Genomic DNA, 17,652 nt, shown 5'->3' with positions numbered 1-17,652 from the left:
GCGTAGGGTGGGTTAGCTGCGCGGATGCGCAATGCGCAATCCGCGCGGCGTAACCCACCAACTTCGTCCCGCGTGCGCTGAAGCATGGTGGGTTACGCCGAGCAGATGCGCTGCGCACATCTGTAAGGCTAATCCACCCTAAGAATTCTCCTTCCGCCGCGATTTTGGCGCGCTCGCCACGACCTGCAGCAGATCCTTGCGCACGGCTTCGATGTGTCGCTCCAGGAACCGGCAGGCCTCCTCGACCTTCTCCGCGCGACACAGCGCGATCAGCTGGGCGTGCTCCTTCTCGGCAATGCCCATGGCCTTGGTGTTGGAGAGCTGCAGGCGCGTGTAGCGGTCGCTGGTCTGGAGCAGCGACAGCACGATCGCACGTGTGCGCGGCTGCGGCGCGTGCACGTAGAGCGCCATGTGGAAGTCGGCGTTGAGCTGGCCCCACTCACTCACGTTCCTCGCCTTGATCGCCTTCTCAAAACTCTTGTGGATGTCGTCGAGGCCTTCGTAATCCTCCGCGGTGAAACGCGGCGCCGACTGTGCGAGCAATCGCGGTTCCAGGATGCGGCGCAGGTCGAAGACGTCGTTGATCTCATCCAGCGACAGCTCCGAAACGATGGCGCCCTTCTGCGGAACGATCCGCACCAGGCCTTCCGCCTCGAGCTGGAATAGCGCCTCGCGGACAGGAATGCGGCTGACGCCATAGGCCTCGCCAAGCGCGTCCTGGCGCAGTTGCGATCCGGCCGGATAGGTGCCGTCGAGGATCGCCTGCCGGAGCTGGTCGACGATCGCAGCCGACAAGGTGCGATGCTTCAGAGGCTGTCTCATCTGATGGTCTGCTGTCCTTCCCGACTCGTTCGGCCGACGCGGTCCCTGTCTTGCATGTTGAGGTATCCGGCAAAAGCCAAGCACTCTGCAAAGGCAAAACTGCCCAGCATAAGCGCGCCCTGCCGCCGAAATGACCGCAAACTTCGTTTGACTCCAAAATGTATAAATTATACATTTGGCAATCGCACGACAAATCTTTCGGGGGCTGGGGCCTCTTTCATGATCGAGCAGACCATGCCGGCCACGCGCGCGCTCAGCCTCCGACGGACGATCGTCCGGATGTCGAGCGCCCTGCTCGCCTTCGAGCGTCTGGCACTGATGGGCCTGATGTACCTGCTCACCGGCCTGATCCTGGTGAACGTCGTCACCCGCTACTCGCATTTCCCCATCTACTGGATCGACGAATCCGCTGTTTATTGCGTGGTCTGGCTGACCTTCATCGGCGCCTCCGCCATGACGCGGCTGCGGCTCGACTTCGCGGTCACCATGCTGACGGAGCGGCTTTCGCCGCAGCACCAGAAGGTCGCCAAGGTGATCTCGACCGGCCTCGTCGTCGTGTTCGGCGTCGCCCTGATCGTCACCTGCGTGCTCTGGATGGACCCGGTCGGGCTTACCCGCGCCGGCTTCGACGGGCGCAAGCTCGCGGCCGAGACCTTCAACTTCCTCTACACCGAGCACACCCAGACGCTGAACTGGCCGACCTGGGTGCTCTATCTGACGCTGCCGATCTTCGCGGTGTCGATGACCATTCACGGCCTCGCCAATCTCTTGGAAGATCTCGAGCTGGTCCCACGCACCCCACCCAAAGGCTTTCAGCTCTCCGAGCTCGACGGGGTCAACTGATGATCACGTCAGCGGCTTTCATGGCGTTCATGCTGGTCGGCGTGCCGATCGGCCTTTGCCTGTGCCTCGCCGGCCTCGTCTACATCGCTGCATCCGGCAATCCCGTGCTGTTCCAGTCCTATCCGCTGCAGCTGTTCGGCGGCGTCGACAGCTACGGCCTGATTGCCATCCCGCTCTTCATCCTGATCGGCGAGATCATGAATGGCGGCGGCATCACAAGGCGCATCGTCGACATGGCGATGGCCTTCGTCGGCTCGCTCAAGGGCGGGCTCGCCTACGTCAACATCCTCGCCAACATGTTCATCTCCTCCATCCTGGGCTCGGCGACCGCGCAGGTCGCGATCATGGCCCAGATCATGGTGCCGGAGATGGAGAAGAAGGGCTACGACAAGACCTTCGCGGCGGGCCTGACCGCCTATGGCGGCATGCTCGGCCCGATCATCCCGCCTTCGGTGATGTTCGTGGTCTACAGCGTGCTGGCGCAGGTCTCGGTCAGCGACATGTTGATCGCCGGCATCGTGCCGGGCGTCATCCTCACGGTGATGTTCTGCCTCGTCATCGCGCTGATGGGATACATCTACAATTATCCCCGCGCGGACTACCAGACGCCGCGTCAGCGCGTCATGACGATCCTGCGGACCTCGCCGACGCTGCTGATCCCGATCGTTATCGTCGGCACCATTCTCGGCGGCCTCGCCAACGCCACGGAATCCGCAGCTGTCGGCGCGGTCGCCGCAGCGCTAGTTGGAAAATACTGGACCAAGGAGTTCAAGTTCTCCCAGCTGCCGCAGATGATGCTGCGCAGCGCCATCTATTCCGCGATCGTGCTGTTCCTGGTGGCGGCGGCGGCCGTGTTCTCCTGGGTCCTGATCTTTGGAAAGGTGCCGCAGGAGACCGCCGCCTGGATCCAGACGGCCGCCAAGGACCCGGTCAGCTTCATGCTGATCTGCAACGTCATCCTGCTGGTGATCGGCACTGTCATCGACGGCATTCCCGGCCTGATCATGACCGTGCCGATCCTGCTGCCGGTCGCAACCGACATTTATCACATCGACCCCCGGCAGTTCGGCGTCGTCGTGGTGATCAACCTCGTGCTCGGCCTGCTGTCGCCGCCGGTCGGGCTCTGCTTCTTCGTGGCCGCCGCCGTCACCGGCGCCAAGCCCGGCAAGATGTTCATGGTGACGCTGCCCCTCTTCGTCATCTCCTGCGTCCTCCTGGTGCTGCTCTCGCTCTATCCCTCGCTCTCGCTGATCCTCGTCAAATAGGCTCGTTCAAAAGGAAGCCCGACCATGCCGCTATCACGCCGCCGCTTTCTCGCCGCCAGTGCCGCCGCTTCGGTGTTCGCGCCATCGCTGGCGCTCGCCCAGGCCAAGGAATTCCGCCTCGGCCTGATCACGCCGAACGGCCATTCCTGGAACAAGGCCGCGCTCAAATTCGGCGACGATCTCAAGGCCGCCACCAACGGCCGCCTGACATTGACCGTGTTCCACTCCGGCCAGCTCGGCAACGAGACCGCGATGATGCAGCAATTGCAGTCCGGGGCGCTCGACATGGGCTTCATCCAGGCCGCCGAGCTCGGCTCGCGCGTGCCGCACATCGCCGCGATCAACGCACCCTACATCGTCCGCTCGACGCCGGCGGTCGCGAAATTCGTGCGGCATCCGGCGGCGGTGAAGCTGTTCGAGGTTCTTCCGCAGGAGACCGGCACCATCGGGCTCGGCTGGGGCATCACCGGCATGCGCGCGGTGTTCTCGTCCAAGGACCTGAATTCGCTCGCCGACATCAAGGGCATGAAGCTGCGCATCAACCCGACGCCGGTCTATCGTGACTTCTATTCCTCGCTGGGTGCTGCGCCGACGCCGATCCCGACGCCCCAAGTGTTCGACGCCATGGCCAATGGCCAGGTCGACGGCCTCGAGGCCGATCTCGAATTCTCCTGGAATCAGCGCTTCGACAAGGTCTCGAAAGTGATCCTGCAGATGAACGCCGTCTTCATGCCGATGGCCGCCGTCGTCTCCGGCCGGGTCTGGCAATCGCTCCCCGCAGCCGACCGCGAACTGATCACCAAGACGATCAAGTCGACGCTGGACGCGCAGATCGACGAGCTCGCCGGCAACGAGCCCACGCTGATCGAGAACTTCAAGAAGGCGCCGATCCCGATCCGCCAGGTCGACGCCAAGGACACCGAGGCCGTCATTGCCGAGTTCGACAAGATCTGGCTGCCGAAAGCCCCCGTCCTCGCCGAGCTGCGCAAGGTCGGCGCGACGCTCTGACCTCGTCCGCCACCTTCGCGTCAATGCCCGGCGGATCGAACGATCCGCCGGCACAATTTCAATCGGAGCCAAACAATGAGCCCACGCATCTCCTGGGAAGGCGTCTTTCCGGCCGTTACCACGCAATTCAACGACGACCTGTCGCTCAACATCGATGCGACCGCCAAGGTCATGGACGGCTTGATCCGCGACGGCGTCTCCGGCCTGATCGTCTGCGGCTCGGTCGGCGAGAACACCTCGCTCGAGCGCAACGAGAAGGTCGCGATCATGGAAGCCGCCAAGTCGGTCGCGGCCGGCCGCGTGCCCGTGCTGTGCGGCATCGCTGAGTTCACCACGGCGTTTGCGGTCGAGACGGCGAAGGAAGCCGCGCGCGTCGGTATCGACGGCGTGATGGTGATGCCGGCGCTGGTCTATTCGTCGAAGCCGCACGAGACTGCCGCGCATTTCCGCGCCGTCGCCAGCGCCACCGACCTGCCGGTGATGCTCTACAACAATCCGCCGATCTACAAGAACGACGTCACGCCGGATATCCTCACCTCACTCGCGGACGTCGAGACCGTGGTTTGCTTCAAGGACTCCTCGGGTGACACGCGGCGCTTCATCGACACTAGGAACATGGTCGGCGACCGCTTCGTTCTGTTCGCCGGCCTCGACGACGTCATCGTCGAGAGCGTCGCCATGGGCGCCGTCGGCTGGGTCTCCGGCATGTCGAACGCCTTCCCGCGCGAGGGCGAGACGCTGTTCCGCCTGGCCAAGGCCGGCCGCCTTGCCGAGGCCATGCCGCTCTACGAATGGTTCATGCCGCTCTTGCATCTCGACGCCCGCCCGGACCTCGTCCAGTGCATCAAGCTGTGCGAGCACATCATGGGCCGCGGCACTGCGTTGACCCGCCCGCCGCGCCTCGCACTGCTGCCGCAGGAGAAGGCCGAGGTCGAGGCCATGATGGCGAAAGCGCTGAAGAACCGGCCGCGGCTGCCGGATGTCGGGCTGAAGGCGGCCTGACCAAAGCTCTCTCCGCCGTCATTGCGAGGAGCCCTTGCGACAAAGCAATCCAGAGTCTTTCCGCGGAGGGACCTGGATTGCTTCGCTGCGCTCGCAATGACGGAGAATTACGACGCCGCGCGCTTCCTCTTCGCATTCAGCGCTGACGCCACGCGGCTCACCGGCGGCTTGCCCAGCACGCCGCTCATCGCGTTCGTGGCCGCCAGCAGCTTGTCCATGTCGACGCCGGTCCTGACGCCCATGCCTTCGAGCATGTAGACGACATCCTCGGTCGCGACATTGCCGGTGGCGCCAGGCGCGTAGGGGCAGCCGCCGAGACCACCGGCGGCGGCATCGATGACGCGCACGCCCTCCTCCAGGCCGACATAGAGATTGGCGAGCGCCTGGCCGTAGGTGTCGTGGAAATGCATCGCGAGCTTGGCGGAAGGAATGTTGGCGCTGACCGCGCGCAGCATCTCCTTCGACTTGGTCGGTGTTCCCACGCCGATGGTATCGCCGAGCGAGATTTCGTAGCAGCCGAGCTCGAACAGCGTATTGGCAAGATCGGCCACCGCCTTCGGCTCGATCTCGCCGTCGAACGGGCAACCCAGCACGCAGGAGATATAGCCGCGCACCTTGACGCCGTCGGCCTTGGCGCGCGCCAGCACGGGCTTGAACCGCTCGATGGATTCGGCGACCGAACAGTTGATGTTGGCCCGCGAAAAGCCTTCCGAGGCTGCCGCGAACACGGAGACCACCTTGGCGCCGGCGGCGCGCGCGGCGTCATAGCCCTTCTCGTTCGGCACCAGCACGTGGAATTCAGCGCCCTCGATGTGGCTGACGCCGCGCAGCACGGCATCCGAGCTTGCCATCTGCGGGATTGCCTTGGGCGAGACGAAGGCGCCGACCTCGACCGTATGCAGCCCTGCCGCAACCAGCGCCTCGATGAAGGCGATGCGCGCCTCGACGCTGACGGTCGTTTTCTCGTTCTGGAGGCCGTCGCGCGGCCCCATCTCGATGATGCGGACCTGATCGCTCATGTCACTCTCCGGAAGCCTCGACCACAGCGAGCTCGACGCCCTCCTGCACGATGTCGCCGACCTTGCACTTGATGGACTTCAGCACGCCGGCATAGGGCGCGCGCAGCGTCTGCTCCATCTTCATCACTTCGAGCGTGAGGATCGGCGCACCCTTGTCGAGCCTGGCGCCCTCCTCGGCCAGCACGGCGACGACGGTGCCCGGCAAGGGTGCTGCGATCTTGTCCTCGCCGACATGCTCCTCGCTCTCGCCGCCGAACGGATCGACCCAGTGCAGGTCGAAGCGGCCGTTGCGCGTGCGCAAGTACAGCTCATGGCCGTCGATCACGGCCGCCACGGACGATTTGACGCCGTCCAGCGTCAGATCGAAGCCACCCTCGCGCGGCGCAATCGTGAACGCCAGCTCGCGTTCGCCGATCAGCAGCGTCGAGCATCCACTACCATAGTTCAGCGTGATCTTCTGCTCCGGCCCGTGCCCGACGCGGAACGCAAAGCTGCGCTGGCGGCGGCCGACCGGCTGCCAGCCAAAGGTCTGCCAGGGCGAATTCGCCTGCGCACGGCCGGCCCGTTGCTCCTCGCTCGCGATTGCGGCCACCGCGGCGCAGAGCTCGAGCTCTCCCGGTGCCGGCGCCGCGGAGGTCAGCACCGCCAGCTCACGCTCGATGAAGCCGGTGTCAATCGCATTCGTCCGAACCTTCGGATGCGTCATTAGCGCCGACAGGAAAGGGATGTTGGTGACGATGCCGCGAACGTCGGTCTCTTCCAGCCCGCGGTTCAGCCGCTCGATCGCAACGTCTCGCGTCGGCGCCCAGGCGATCATCTTAGCGAGCATGGCGTCATAGTACGGCGAGACCGTATCGCCCTCGCGATAGCCGGCGTCGATGCGCAAGCCCCCGGTCTCGGCCGGCAGCCGCCATGTCGAGATCTTGCCGACCGACGGCATGAAATTCTTGGTCGGGTTCTCCGCGTAGACGCGCGCCTCGACCGCATGCCCGTTGAGCCGGATCTCATCCTGCTTCAAGGGCAGCGCCTCGCCGAAGGCGACGCGAAGCTGCCATTCGACGAGATCGACGCCGGTGATCAGCTCGGTCACGGGATGCTCGACCTGGAGGCGCGTGTTCATCTCGATGAAGAACACGTCCTTGCCGTCGGAGACGAACTCGATGGTGCCGGCGCCGACATAGTTGACCGCGCCCGCCGCCTTTCGCGCGGCGGCGCAGACGGTTTCGCGCTGCGCGGCGTTCAGCGTCGGCGACGGCGCCTCCTCGATCACCTTCTGGTGCCGGCGCTGCAAGGTGCATTCGCGCTCGAACAACGAGAGCAGATTGCCGTGGCTGTCGCCGATCACCTGCACCTCGATATGCCTGGGATTGTCGACGTACTTTTCGATCAGCATGCGGTCATCGCCGAACGCAGCTTTGGCTTCGCGCTTGGCGCTGATGATCGCAGGCTCAAGTTCGGCAGCCGAACGCACGATGCGCATGCCGCGGCCGCCGCCACCGGCGGAGGCCTTCACCAAAATGGGGAAGCCAATCCTCTCGGCCGCCTTCGAAAGCGTTGCCTCGTCCTGGGCTTCGCCGTGATAGCCGGGCACCAGCGGCACGCCGGCTTTTTCCATCAACTCCTTCGAGCCGGACTTCGAGCCCATCGCCGTCATCATCCCGGCGGTCGGGCCGACGAACACCAGCCCGGCGTCGAAGCAGGCTCGCGCAAACTCGGCATTCTCCGACAGGAAGCCGTAGCCGGGATGCACGGCCTCGGCGCCGGTCTTGCGCGCGGCCTCGATCAGTCGCTCGACATTGAGATAGCTGTCGCGGGCGCGTGCAGGCCCGAGCAGCACGGCTTCGTCGGCAAGCGCGACATGCATCGCGTCGCGATCGGCCTCGGAATAGACCGCGACCGTGCGCAGGCCCATGGCACGGGCGGTGCGGATGACGCGGCAGGCGATCTCGCCACGGTTGGCGATCAGGAGCGTGCGAAAACGGCGGTAGAGCTTCGAGCGGTCCATCGCATCACATCCTGAACAGGCCGAATTTCGTCGGCTCGATCGGCGCATTCGAAGCCGCCGAGAGGCCGAGCCCGAGCACAAGGCGGGTGTCGGCGGGGTCGATCACGCCGTCGTCCCACAGCCGCGCGGTTGCGTAATAGGGATGCCCCTGGCTCTCATATTGCGCGCGAATGGGCTCGCGGAATTTATCTTCCTCTTCCCTGGACCAGCTATCGCCCTTGGCCTCGATATTATCGCGGCGGACCTGGCTCAGCACCATCGAGGCCTGCTCGCCACCCATCACCGAGATGCGGGCATTCGGCCACATCCAGAGGAAGCGTGGCGAGTAGGCGCGGCCGCACATGCCGTAATTGCCGGCGCCGTAGGAGCCGCCGATCACGACGGTGAATTTCGGCACCGAGGCGGTCGCAACCGCCGTCACCAGCTTGGCGCCATCGCGCGCGATGCCGCCAGCCTCGTATTTCTTGCCAACCATGAAGCCGGTGATGTTCTGCAGGAACACCAGGGGAATGCCGCGCTGGCAGCACAGCTCGATGAAATGCGCACCCTTCAGCGAGCTCTCGCTGAACAGGATGCCGTTGTTGGCGATGATGCCGACCGGAAAACCCCAGATATGGGCGAAGCCGCACACCAGTGTCGTGCCATAGAGCTTCTTGAACTCGTCGAACTCGGAGCCGTCGACGACGCGCGCGATGATGTCGCGTACGTCGAACGGTTTGCGGCCGTCCACGGGCACCACGCCATAAATCTCCTCCGCGGCAAACAGCGGATCGCGCGGCGGGTGCATGTTGAGGTTCGGCCGAACCGAAGGCTTCAGCGTACCGACGATACGCCGGGCGATGCCGATCGCATGCGCATCGTTCTGGGCATAATGATCGGTCACGCCTGATTGCCGCGAATGCACATCGGCGCCGCCGAGCTCCTCCGCGCTCACGACCTCGCCGGTCGCGGCCTTCACCAGCGGCGGGCCGCCGAGGAAGATGGTACCTTGATTGCGCACGATGATGCTCTCGTCCGACATCGCAGGAACATAGGCGCCGCCTGCGGTGCAGGAGCCCATCACGATCGCAATCTGCGGAATGCCCTGTGAGGACATCTGCGCCTGGTTGTAGAAGATGCGGCCGAAATGCCGCTCGTCCGGGAAGATCTCGTCCTGCAGCGGCAGGAAGGCGCCGCCGGAATCGACCATGTAGACGCAGGGAAGATTGTTCTGTCGCGCGATATCCTGCGCGCGCAGATGCTTCTTCACGGTCATCGGATAATAGGTGCCGCCCTTGATGGTGGCATCGTTGGCGACAATCACGCATTCGCGTCCCGAGATGCGCCCCACCCCCGTGATGACGCTCGCCGAATGCACATCGCCGCCGTAGAGGCCATAGGCCGCGAGCGGCGACAGCTCCAGGAACGAGGTGCCGGGATCGACCAGCAGGTCGACGCGCTGGCGTGCCAGCATCTTGCCACGCGCAGTGTGGCGGTTGCGCGAGGCCTCGCCGCCGCCGCCGGCGACCTGGCTGAGCTTTTCGCGCAAGTCCGCGACGAGGCCGCGCATGGCCTCGGAATTGCGCGCAAAATCTGACGAAGACGGATCGATGCTGGAATGGAGCGGCATGGTGATTCCAATGAGGTGAACGTTTAAGCCGTCTCGGCCATCAGCTCGCGGCCGATCAGCATGCGGCGCACCTCGGACGTACCGGCGCCGATCTCGTACAGCTTGGCGTCGCGCCAGAGCCGTCCCACGGGGAATTCGCTGGTGTAGCCGACCCCGCCGAGCGCCTGGATCGCCTCGCCCGCCATCCACGTCGCCTTCTCCGCGGAATAGAGGATCGCAGCCGCCGCGTCCTTGCGCAAGCTGCGCGCATGGTCAGCGTGATCGCAGGCGCGCCCCACCGCATAGACATAGGCGCGCGTGGCCTGCCAGGTCGAATACATGTCGGCGAGCTTGCCCTGCATCAGCTGGAAATCGCCGATCGGCTGGCCGAACTGCTTGCGCTCGTGCATGTAGGGCACGACGGCGTCCATGCAGGCCGCCATGATCCCGAGCGGGCCGCCCGACAGCACCGCACGCTCGTAGTCGAGGCCGGACATCAGCACTTTGACGCCCTCGCCCACCTGGCCGAGCACGTTCTCCTCCGGGACTTCGCACTCGTCGAAGAACAGCGGATAGGTGTTGGAGCCGCGCATGCCGAGCTTGTCGAGATGCTGGCCGTGGGTGAAACCTTTGAAACCCTTCTCGATAAGGAACGCGGTCATGCCGCGCGGGCCGGCCTCCGGATCGGTCTTGGCGTAGACTACGAGCACGTCGGCGTCGCCGCCATTGGTGATCCACATCTTGGAGCCGTTGAGCACGTAGCGGTCGCCCCGCTTGTCGGCGCGCAGCTTCATCGAGACCACGTCGGATCCGGCGCCGGGCTCGGACATCGCGAGCGCGCCGACATATTCGCCGGAGATCAGCTTTGGCAGATAGCGCTGCCGCTGGGCGTCGTTGCCGTTGCGGCGGATCTGGTTGATGCAGAGATTGGAATGGGCGCCGTAGGATAGCCCCACCGCAGCCGAGCCGCGCGAGATTTCCTCCATGGCGACGATATGGGCGAGATATCCCATGTTGGACCCGCCATATTGCTCCGGCGCGGTCATGCCAAGCAGGCCAAGGTCGCCGAAGCGCTTCCAGAGGTCCGCCGGGAATAAATTGGCTTTCTCGATCTCGGCGGCGCGCGGGGTGATCTCAGCCTCCACGAATGAGCGAAGCGTATCGCGCAGCAGACTGATGTCTTCGCCAAGATCGAAATCGATGCTCGGGATGTTCAAGGCGATTCCTCCATGTTTTGGGGTCTGAACCTAGCCCCGTCCCGGCCCTGTTGCGGTCGAAAAGGTTGCATTTTCTGCCAAACTTGGCGAGGATTTTCCAAGGGAGTTCCGATGCCTTTTCAAGCCGCCACCGCAATGCCGCGCCGCGCCGTGACCCCCGCCGCCTTCGTCCGCGGCGTGGTCGCCGCTTATGAGCGATACGGCCGCGATCCCGCGGCGGCGCTGAGCCGGGGCCAGGTCGCGCCGGAGCTGGTCAACTCCCCGGATGGGAGGGTCACCGCGGCCCAGTTCGAGGCGCTGGCGGGCCATGCCATGCGCGAGCTCGACGATGAGGCGCTGGGCTGGTTCTCGCGCCGGCTGCCATGGGGCACCTATGGCATGCTGTGCCGGGCCTCGATCACCGCACCAACGCTGGAGGTCGCACTCAAGCGCTGGTGCCGGCATCACCGCCTGGTCACCGAGGATGTGCTGCTCGATCTCGAGGTTGGCGAGGAGACCGCCGTCATTTCGATCCGTGAGCTGCGCGATCTTGGGCCCTTCCGCGAGTTTTGCCTCGTCACCCTGTTCCGCTACGTGCTCGGCTTCTCGTGCTGGGCTGTCGATTCCCAGATCGCGCTCCGCGCGGCTGGGTTCCCCTACCCGGAGCCCGGCCACGTGTCGGTCTATCCGACCATCTTTTGCCGGACCGTCCGCTTCGATGCAGATCGCGCGGCCCTCGTCTTCGACAAGCACTATCTCTCGCTGCCGCTGACCCGCAGCGCCGCCGATCTCGACAACATGCTCAAGGGCGCGCTCCGGCTGACCGTGCTGCCCTATCGGCGCGACCGGCTGCTGGTCGAGCGCGTCCGCCGCGTGCTGCGCAATGCGCGCGGGCGGGTCCTCGGTGCCGAGGACGTCGCGAGCGAGCTCGCGCTCTCCACCCGCACCATGCATCGCCGCCTGCGCGAGGAGTCCACCTCGCTGCGCGATCTCAAGGAAGAAGCAAAATTCGAACTGGCAAAACAGGAGCTGATGCGCGGCCGCATCCCGATCAAGCGCATCGCGGAGATCGCCGGCTTCCGCAACGAGAAGAGCTTCTCGCGCGCCTTCCGCAGCTGGACCGGCACAAGCCCGCGCGATTTCCGCGGCCGGTATCGGTGAGCCGCGCAGGCGTCACGCCGCCGTCTTGATATCCGGACCGGTCAGCGCCTTGACGGCATCTTCGAGCGCCTTGGCGTTGTCGGTCAATTCCTGCTCGGATCGCTTCATCATCTGTGCGACGCGCGCGCAGCTCCGCGACAGGAACTCGATGTTGAGCAGCCGCATGGCCTTGAGAACCGTGCGGTAACGTTCGACGTCCGAACCGACAAGGCCCGGCCGAATGATGGTTTTTCCATCGCTCGAGAGCCCCAGCGATTTGTACATCTCGCGGGCCAGGATCGGCCAGTAGTCCAATAGACGCGACATCTTCTCGCTTTCGAGGTCATCGAATGCCGCCAGAAAGTCCTCAGTGCTGATATTGCCGCGTGTCCGCGATTCAACCGTGAGATCCTCGATCACGCGCGGTATCTGCTGGATCCGGCGCTCGCGCTCGTCGGACGATTGCGCGTCGAAATCGGCAGGGAATTTCTGGATGATCTCGGACCTGAACCGGTAGCCCATGCGGATGGCCGTCAATAGCGAGAGCTGCTTGCTCGACAATCCGGTCAGCGGCCCGCCGACCTCCTCGATCGCCAGGAATTCGCAGCGGTAATCGCCATCACCCTGGACACGAGCCCGGTGCAGCAAGGTCCGGTAGCGCCGGCCGCCGCGCCCGATCAGCACGGCCTGCGGCGCAACGAACTGGTTCTCGCGCGCCGCAAGCAGTATCTGCGCGGTTTCCTCGAGCCATTTGTAGACGAAGTTCTGCCTTCCAGTTTCCGTATTCGCCAGCCTCTGGACCTTGCACCAGGGTACGGACGGCGCCTGGATGGTGAAGAGATCGCCGAGCACGCTGTCGTCGCCGGTGAACTGGGCCGCGGGTGGAATCTCCCCATGGGCGAGTTCGGCATCGGATGCCACGAAATGCACGCGCGGATAGCCGTCGAATTCGCGAATCTCGCTGAACAGGCCGCTTTCTAGCTTGCCGACCAGCCCGCGCAACTCGTTGGCATCTACGTCGATGGCGTTCCTCTCGAAAATGCCGATCAACTCCCTGATGAGTTGATCCTTGCTCGTCAGCATCTGCAGGTGACTGAGCGGACCCGGCGGGTTCACGTTCGGGCGGATCAGGCAGAAGATCCGGCGATCGCTGGCTGCCGGCTTTACGGCGGCAAAATATCCGGCTTCATAAAAGCACCAGGACCAGTCCTCATAGGGCGCACCGTAAAGCAGAAACAGGCTTTGCGCTGTACGAAGATGATGCTCGATCGAGGGCCGCCATTCGTTGCCGCGCGGGATGTCCTCCGAAATGAAGACATCGATTTGTCCGTGCGAAGCGGTTTCAATGACTTTCTTCATCGCACGGGCTATCCGGCCGTATTCAGACCGGTGGCTGATGAAAATCGGGTTGGGAGCCATGACGCGCTTCCCCAGGGTTCAATCCGGCCCGTCTACAATTCGGGCGACCTCTGGAAAGCATGGACCCGCGCGGATCGCCACTCTGTGAGGCAGTTCACACGGCTACGTCTAAATTTGGGGCCGGCGTACCGACCCTTAGGTATCGCCAGGGGCTGAGGCTTGCGATGAGACATGCGGCACGCGATGTCGCGCGCCTCTCATGAATTTACGGCCCCCGAGATAAACCTCGGAGGCCGCAAAACCTCAAAACCGGTCTCGAATTCAGGCGTCAGTTGGAGTTGGTCTGGCCGCCCGGGCGAAGCTTGCCGCGCGACTGGGTCTGCTTCGGCTGGAGGGCGAATGCGTCGTTATTGGTCTTCGCGCCACCGGTCTGCGAGCAGGTGCCGCCGATGCCGCCGGCGGCCTGGCGGCAGGCTTCCATCGTCGGATAGCCGCAGCCATGCGCCGCCTGGGCGCCGTTGGTGATGCAGTATTCCTCCGCCTGCGCAGCCGGCGCGGTCATCATGAGAAACGCAGATGCAAACAGCGCCGCAGTGGATGCGACGAACGTCCTCGAAATCGATGTCATGGTGTCTTTTTCCTGCTTCAGGGTCCCACAAGATAGTCCTCGGCGTTGCCAGGCACGCTGAGGGCCACACCTGGCATCTAGGCGGGGCCCAGGGAACCGACAATCACGGCCCCGCGCATTGCAGGACTTCGCAAATCACATGTCACAGTTAGGTGATTGACTCATGTATTTATAATTCGGATTGCGTGAAATACCGATTTGTCAGTACGGGAATGTTCGGATCCTACCCCGCCGGCGCCGCCGCGGCGACCTCCTGCAATGGCAGCGGCACGTCCTTTGCGACGCCCAGCACGGGGAAGCTGCGGACGTTCTTTACGTTCGGCATCGCGGCGAAATGCAGGAGCTGCTGGCGCATGCTCTCGACACTCGGCGCCACGCATTTGAGGAGATAGTCGGTGTCGCCCGAAATCCGCCAGCATTGCTGGATGCGCGGGATCGCGGCGATCGAGCTCTCGAACGCCTCCAGCACCGGCTGGGCCTGACTGCCGAGCTGGATCGAGACGAACGACACCACTTCAAAACCGAGCCGTCGCTCGTCGATGACGGCGCGCACCGCCCGGATCACGCCGCGGCTGAACAGCGACTTCAGCCGCCGCAGGCAGTTCGGCGCGGACACCCCGACGCGCAGCGCCAGCTCGTTGTTGCGCACGCGCCCGTCCTGCTGCAGTTCGGATAGTATCTTCAGGTCGACGCCGTCGAGCTGGTCACGCCCCGCCATAGCCTGCCCTCGTCATGGTCGTGTCATGCGAGACAGCGAAGCACGGGGGGAAATGGCTGCCAAGGGTTCTTGGGTTCGGGCGACTAGCCCCTCCCGCCGTCATGGCCGGGCTCGTCCCGGCCGTCCACGTTCTTCATGCTGCCGCCGAAACGTGGATACCCGGGACAAGCCCGGGCATGACACAACGATAGAGTTTGCCGAGCCTCAATGCGTCCAGGGCTCGCCGCGGCGGAACGAGAAATTGTCGGCATAGGCGGCGGGCCGACGGATCGAATCCTGCGGCTCGATCACCTGGTAGGCGATGCCCTTGCGCTCGCAATAGGCGACCGCCTCTTCCTTGCTGTGGAAGCGCAGCGTGATCTGCTGCTTCATGTCGCTCGACGACGTCCAGCCCATCAGCGGCTCGACCGAGCGCGGCAGCTCCGGCTCGTAGTCAAGCTGCCATTCCTTGGTCTTGGACCGGCCGGATTGCATCGCGTTCTTGGCGGGCTTGAAAATGCGTGCGGTCATGGCTGGTCCGGGCCTCTTCGTCTTTTCGTTCGATTTCGATGCGTCACGGTGGCAGTTGTTGGAAATCTCGGGGATAGTATAGAGACACCGATTGGGAACTGATCGGTGATTCCGGCTCCCCGGCACCCTCACCAACGGTATAGTCATTATGCTGCACCGTGACAATTGCGTACCCGCCTCCCGCGCCGGCGTCCCGCCCGGCGGCACCGTCTCGCCGATATCGGCGTCTTCGTCCTCTTCGAGAGCCCCCGTCGCATGGCCTTCCTGAACATCAACGCCACGCTCCCCGAAAAGGGCCGTGACCTCAGGCTCGACCTGTTTCGCGGTGTCGCGAACTGGGCGATCTTTCTCGACCATATCCCCGACAACGTCGTGAACTGGATCACGACCCGCAACTACGGCTTTTCCGACGCGGCCGATCTGTTCGTCTTCATCTCCGGCTATACCGCCTCCTTCGTCTATGCGCGGATGATGCTGGAGCGCGGCTTCATCGTCGGCGCCACGCGGCTGACCAAGCGGGTCTGGCAGCTGTATGTCGCCCACATCATCCTGTTCGTGATCTACATCGCCTCGATCAGCTATCTGGCGCTGCGCTTCGGCGATTCCGAGATGATCAACGAGTTCAACGTCGCCGGCCTCGTCGACAATGCCACCGAGACGTTGCGCCAGGGCCTGTTCCTGCGCTTCAAGCCGCTCAATCTCGACGTGCTGCCGCTGTACATCGTGCTGATGGGCCTGTTTCCGCCGGTGCTGTGGTTCATGCTGCGCAAGCCCGATTTGACGATGGCGCTGTCGATCGTGCTGTGGCTCGCCGCGCGCCACTTCGGCTGGAATCTGAACGCCTATCCGGCCGGCCAGTGGTACTTCAACCCCTATTGCTGGCAGGTGCTGTTCGTGTTCGGCGCCTGGTGCGCCATGGGCGGGGCCCGGCGCTCGATGACGCTGATCAATTCGCCGATCACCCTGTGGGTCTGCCTCGGCTATCTCCTGTTCGCGCTGATCATGACCATGGCCGGCCGCTTCCCCGCCTTCGGCGGCATGTTCCCCGAATGGCTGTTCTCGGCCTTCAATCCCAATGACAAGACCAATCTTGCGCCTTACCGCTTCCTCCACTTCGTCGTGATCGTGATCCTGGTGATCCGCTTCGTGCCGAAGGAGTGGCCGGGGCTGGAGTGGAGGGTGTTCGATCCCTTGATCGTCTGTGGCCAGCAGTCGCTCGCCGTGTTCTGCGTCGGCGTGTTCCTGTCCTTCGTCGGCCATTTCGAGCTGTCGATGAGCTCGGGCTCGCTGCTCGCGCAGATCTTCGTCAGCGTCGCCGGCATCGCGATCATGACGACCGTGGCCTATTACATCTCGTGGTCGAAGAAGCAGGACAAGCCGCTGAAGCCGCCACCGGCAAAGCCGGCTGCAGAGGCGAAGGCGGCCTGAGACAGGCGGCAGCTACGCCGCCTCTCCGCCGTCGAACTCGGTGAATTTCTTGTAGATCCAGTCGCGACCGTCGTGGCGACGCCAGACCTTGCCGACCACGAACTGCCCGTTGATGGAGCGGCGCGGCACGATCACTGTCCAGAGGTGCCAGATCTCGGTCCAGCTCGACTGCGGGCCGACGGTCTTGAGGTTGCGATCAAGAGACATAGGGCAGAACTCGCTGGGGCAGAACTCGCTGACGCAGAACTCGCTGACGCAGAACTCGACTGACACGCGCGCCGCGACGCACCATGATCTGTGCAGATGAAAGGCAGCCCATCGCGAGCCGGGACCGACCTGATAACAGCCACCCAGAGGGCCGCAACAACCGCTCGCCTTTAACCTAACCGATCAACCTTACTTCTTGGGTCGGCGCGATCGGTTGAAAGCCAGCGCCGGGTTTTCTAGAATGCATGTGATTTGAGAACGAGCGCGCTGTTTCGGCGCACGGTGATTTCTAGACTGAACTTTGCAAGCAATCGGACGTTTGGAAACAATTGGTTTGCGGGGGACAACAATAATGAAACTGCAATGTGCACGTCTGTGCCTCGCGCTCCGAATGTTGCCGCCCGCGCCGATCGTGAGAACGCCGTCACAAGAGCCGCCGCAAGCCGCCAACGACAACCAGGCGGTCTGGTCGTTCGTCCCGTTTCCGCCGGGCTGGCACGCATCGAGCTGACCAGCGCGGCCTGAAAAGCGCAACGCCGCGCAAGCGGAGTATCATCGCTTGGCGGCGTCCGTTTAGACATTGGGCGCTGAAATCCCCAACACACATGTGTCGATGGCGCCGCGCAGAAGGTTCGATGGAGCTTTGCTGATGCCGCGCGAAACGGGCGGCTGGACGCGACATCCCTCGGCCGCGGGGGACCAGCGCCTCCGGGACGAGCGCCCCCGGGAATCGGAAGCGGCGCTCAACCTCGGGACTGGTCGGGGCAGCTGGATTCGAACCAACGACCTGCAGTACCCAAAACTGCCGCGCTACCAGGCTGCGCTATACCCCGAATGTCCGGCGAGCCCCGTCGATACACGCTTCCCAAGGCGCCAGCAAGCTTCCAAAGCCGCCAGCAAGCTTCCAAAGCCGC

The 17,652-nt window shown here is 64.0% G+C and carries 16 protein-coding genes and 1 tRNA gene; 6 read left to right on the top strand and 11 right to left on the bottom strand.

What is annotated here, in order from left to right; translation table 11 throughout:
* Nucleotides 1–138: 138 nt before the first annotated feature.
* A complete protein-coding gene (locus tag YU9_RS0120525; RefSeq protein ID WP_027574493.1) occupies nucleotides 139–822 on the bottom strand; it encodes a GntR family transcriptional regulator in 684 nt (227 codons plus the stop codon).
* Between the two features lie 234 nt (nucleotides 823–1,056).
* Between YU9_RS0120525 and YU9_RS0120520 the strand changes: the two genes are divergently transcribed.
* The 4 genes from YU9_RS0120520 to YU9_RS0120505 all read left to right on the top strand — a co-directional run bounded on the left by YU9_RS0120520 (nucleotide 1,057) and on the right by YU9_RS0120505 (nucleotide 4,940).
* Nucleotides 1,057–1,665 (top strand): TRAP transporter small permease, encoded by a 609-nt coding sequence (locus YU9_RS0120520; RefSeq protein WP_036017673.1) that lies wholly within the window; start codon nucleotides 1,057–1,059, stop codon nucleotides 1,663–1,665.
* Nucleotides 1,665–2,930 (top strand): TRAP transporter large permease, encoded by a 1,266-nt coding sequence (locus YU9_RS0120515; RefSeq protein WP_027574491.1) that lies wholly within the window; start codon nucleotides 1,665–1,667, stop codon nucleotides 2,928–2,930. Before YU9_RS0120520 ends, YU9_RS0120515 begins: the two co-directional genes overlap by 1 nt.
* 24 nt (nucleotides 2,931–2,954) lie before the next feature.
* On the top strand, nucleotides 2,955–3,938 hold the full coding sequence (locus tag YU9_RS0120510; protein WP_027574490.1) for a TRAP transporter substrate-binding protein: 984 nt from the start codon (nucleotides 2,955–2,957) through the stop codon (nucleotides 3,936–3,938).
* 75 nt (nucleotides 3,939–4,013) lie between these two features.
* Nucleotides 4,014–4,940 (top strand): dihydrodipicolinate synthase family protein, encoded by a 927-nt coding sequence (locus YU9_RS0120505; RefSeq protein WP_027574489.1) that lies wholly within the window; start codon nucleotides 4,014–4,016, stop codon nucleotides 4,938–4,940.
* A 107-nt stretch (nucleotides 4,941–5,047) separates the two neighbouring features.
* On the opposite strand, the gene YU9_RS0120500 is transcribed toward YU9_RS0120505, so the two are convergent.
* From YU9_RS0120500 to YU9_RS0120485, 4 genes are read right to left on the bottom strand one after another with little or no spacing between them, the layout of a single operon-like run.
* Complete coding sequence (locus YU9_RS0120500; RefSeq protein ID WP_027574488.1) at nucleotides 5,048–5,959, bottom strand: hydroxymethylglutaryl-CoA lyase; 912 nt, start codon at nucleotides 5,957–5,959, stop codon at nucleotides 5,048–5,050.
* A gap of 1 nt (nucleotide 5,960) precedes the next feature.
* Nucleotides 5,961–7,964, bottom strand: a complete 2,004-nt coding sequence (locus YU9_RS0120495) for an acetyl/propionyl/methylcrotonyl-CoA carboxylase subunit alpha (protein WP_027574487.1) — start codon at nucleotides 7,962–7,964, stop codon at nucleotides 5,961–5,963.
* 4 nt (nucleotides 7,965–7,968) lie between these two features.
* A complete protein-coding gene (locus YU9_RS0120490) occupies nucleotides 7,969–9,573 on the bottom strand; it encodes a carboxyl transferase domain-containing protein (protein WP_027574486.1) in 1,605 nt (534 codons plus the stop codon).
* 23 nt (nucleotides 9,574–9,596) lie between these two features.
* Nucleotides 9,597–10,769, bottom strand: coding sequence for an isovaleryl-CoA dehydrogenase (locus YU9_RS0120485; protein ID WP_027574485.1), 1,173 nt, complete (start codon nucleotides 10,767–10,769; stop codon nucleotides 9,597–9,599).
* A gap of 111 nt (nucleotides 10,770–10,880) precedes the next feature.
* Here YU9_RS0120485 and YU9_RS0120480 point away from each other — a divergent pair, with 111 nt between their 5' ends.
* The gene (locus YU9_RS0120480) at nucleotides 10,881–11,909 is read left to right on the top strand and encodes an AraC family transcriptional regulator (protein WP_027574484.1); all 1,029 of its coding nucleotides are present in this window, start codon (nucleotides 10,881–10,883) and stop codon (nucleotides 11,907–11,909) included.
* A gap of 12 nt (nucleotides 11,910–11,921) precedes the next feature.
* Here the strand turns inward: YU9_RS0120480 and YU9_RS0120475 are convergent, their stop codons facing one another.
* The 4 genes from YU9_RS0120475 to YU9_RS0120460 form a co-directional block, all read right to left on the bottom strand.
* Complete coding sequence (locus tag YU9_RS0120475; RefSeq protein WP_036017662.1) at nucleotides 11,922–13,307, bottom strand: toll/interleukin-1 receptor domain-containing protein; 1,386 nt, start codon at nucleotides 13,305–13,307, stop codon at nucleotides 11,922–11,924.
* A gap of 268 nt (nucleotides 13,308–13,575) precedes the next feature.
* Nucleotides 13,576–13,875, bottom strand: a complete 300-nt coding sequence (locus tag YU9_RS0120470; RefSeq protein WP_027574482.1) for a DUF3551 domain-containing protein — start codon at nucleotides 13,873–13,875, stop codon at nucleotides 13,576–13,578.
* A 223-nt stretch (nucleotides 13,876–14,098) separates the two neighbouring features.
* The gene (locus YU9_RS0120465; RefSeq protein ID WP_027574481.1) at nucleotides 14,099–14,593 is read right to left on the bottom strand and encodes an Lrp/AsnC family transcriptional regulator; all 495 of its coding nucleotides are present in this window, start codon (nucleotides 14,591–14,593) and stop codon (nucleotides 14,099–14,101) included.
* 204 nt (nucleotides 14,594–14,797) lie between these two features.
* A complete protein-coding gene (locus YU9_RS0120460; RefSeq protein ID WP_027574480.1) occupies nucleotides 14,798–15,103 on the bottom strand; it encodes an ETC complex I subunit in 306 nt (101 codons plus the stop codon).
* A gap of 255 nt (nucleotides 15,104–15,358) precedes the next feature.
* On the opposite strand from YU9_RS0120460, the gene YU9_RS0120455 reads away from it, so the two are divergent.
* The gene (locus YU9_RS0120455; RefSeq protein WP_027574479.1) at nucleotides 15,359–16,531 is read left to right on the top strand and encodes an OpgC domain-containing protein; all 1,173 of its coding nucleotides are present in this window, start codon (nucleotides 15,359–15,361) and stop codon (nucleotides 16,529–16,531) included.
* Between the two features lie 12 nt (nucleotides 16,532–16,543).
* Here the strand turns inward: YU9_RS0120455 and YU9_RS0120450 are convergent, their stop codons facing one another.
* Together YU9_RS0120450 and YU9_RS0120440 are read right to left on the bottom strand one after the other, a co-directional pair.
* On the bottom strand, nucleotides 16,544–16,738 hold the full coding sequence (locus YU9_RS0120450) for a hypothetical protein (RefSeq protein WP_027574478.1): 195 nt from the start codon (nucleotides 16,736–16,738) through the stop codon (nucleotides 16,544–16,546).
* Between the two features lie 756 nt (nucleotides 16,739–17,494).
* Nucleotides 17,495–17,571 (bottom strand) — tRNA-Pro (locus YU9_RS0120440).
* Between the last annotated feature and the right edge of the window lie 81 nt (nucleotides 17,572–17,652).

This window comes from Bradyrhizobium sp. WSM1743 (assembly GCF_000473065.1).
Classification (GTDB): domain Bacteria; phylum Pseudomonadota; class Alphaproteobacteria; order Rhizobiales; family Xanthobacteraceae; genus Bradyrhizobium.
Note: the sequence above shows the minus strand (reverse complement) of the source record. Positions and strands in the feature narration are given on the sequence as shown.

Coding starts and splice junctions, on each gene's coding strand:
- YU9_RS0120520 (WP_036017673.1), top strand. CDS start 1,057: ATGCCGGCCACGCGCGCGCTCAGCCTCCGACGGACGATCGTCCGGATG.
- YU9_RS0120490 (WP_027574486.1), bottom strand. CDS start 9,573: ATGCCGCTCCATTCCAGCATCGATCCGTCTTCGTCAGATTTTGCGCGC.
- YU9_RS0120525 (WP_027574493.1), bottom strand. CDS start 822: ATGAGACAGCCTCTGAAGCATCGCACCTTGTCGGCTGCGATCGTCGAC.
- YU9_RS0120465 (WP_027574481.1), bottom strand. CDS start 14,593: ATGGCGGGGCGTGACCAGCTCGACGGCGTCGACCTGAAGATACTATCC.
- YU9_RS0120450 (WP_027574478.1), bottom strand. CDS start 16,738: ATGTCTCTTGATCGCAACCTCAAGACCGTCGGCCCGCAGTCGAGCTGG.
- YU9_RS0120460 (WP_027574480.1), bottom strand. CDS start 15,103: ATGACCGCACGCATTTTCAAGCCCGCCAAGAACGCGATGCAATCCGGC.
- YU9_RS0120470 (WP_027574482.1), bottom strand. CDS start 13,875: ATGACATCGATTTCGAGGACGTTCGTCGCATCCACTGCGGCGCTGTTT.
- YU9_RS0120510 (WP_027574490.1), top strand. CDS start 2,955: ATGCCGCTATCACGCCGCCGCTTTCTCGCCGCCAGTGCCGCCGCTTCG.
- YU9_RS0120475 (WP_036017662.1), bottom strand. CDS start 13,307: ATGGCTCCCAACCCGATTTTCATCAGCCACCGGTCTGAATACGGCCGG.
- YU9_RS0120515 (WP_027574491.1), top strand. CDS start 1,665: ATGATCACGTCAGCGGCTTTCATGGCGTTCATGCTGGTCGGCGTGCCG.
- YU9_RS0120505 (WP_027574489.1), top strand. CDS start 4,014: ATGAGCCCACGCATCTCCTGGGAAGGCGTCTTTCCGGCCGTTACCACG.
- YU9_RS0120455 (WP_027574479.1), top strand. CDS start 15,359: ATGGCCTTCCTGAACATCAACGCCACGCTCCCCGAAAAGGGCCGTGAC.
- YU9_RS0120500 (WP_027574488.1), bottom strand. CDS start 5,959: ATGAGCGATCAGGTCCGCATCATCGAGATGGGGCCGCGCGACGGCCTC.
- YU9_RS0120480 (WP_027574484.1), top strand. CDS start 10,881: ATGCCTTTTCAAGCCGCCACCGCAATGCCGCGCCGCGCCGTGACCCCC.
- YU9_RS0120495 (WP_027574487.1), bottom strand. CDS start 7,964: ATGGACCGCTCGAAGCTCTACCGCCGTTTTCGCACGCTCCTGATCGCC.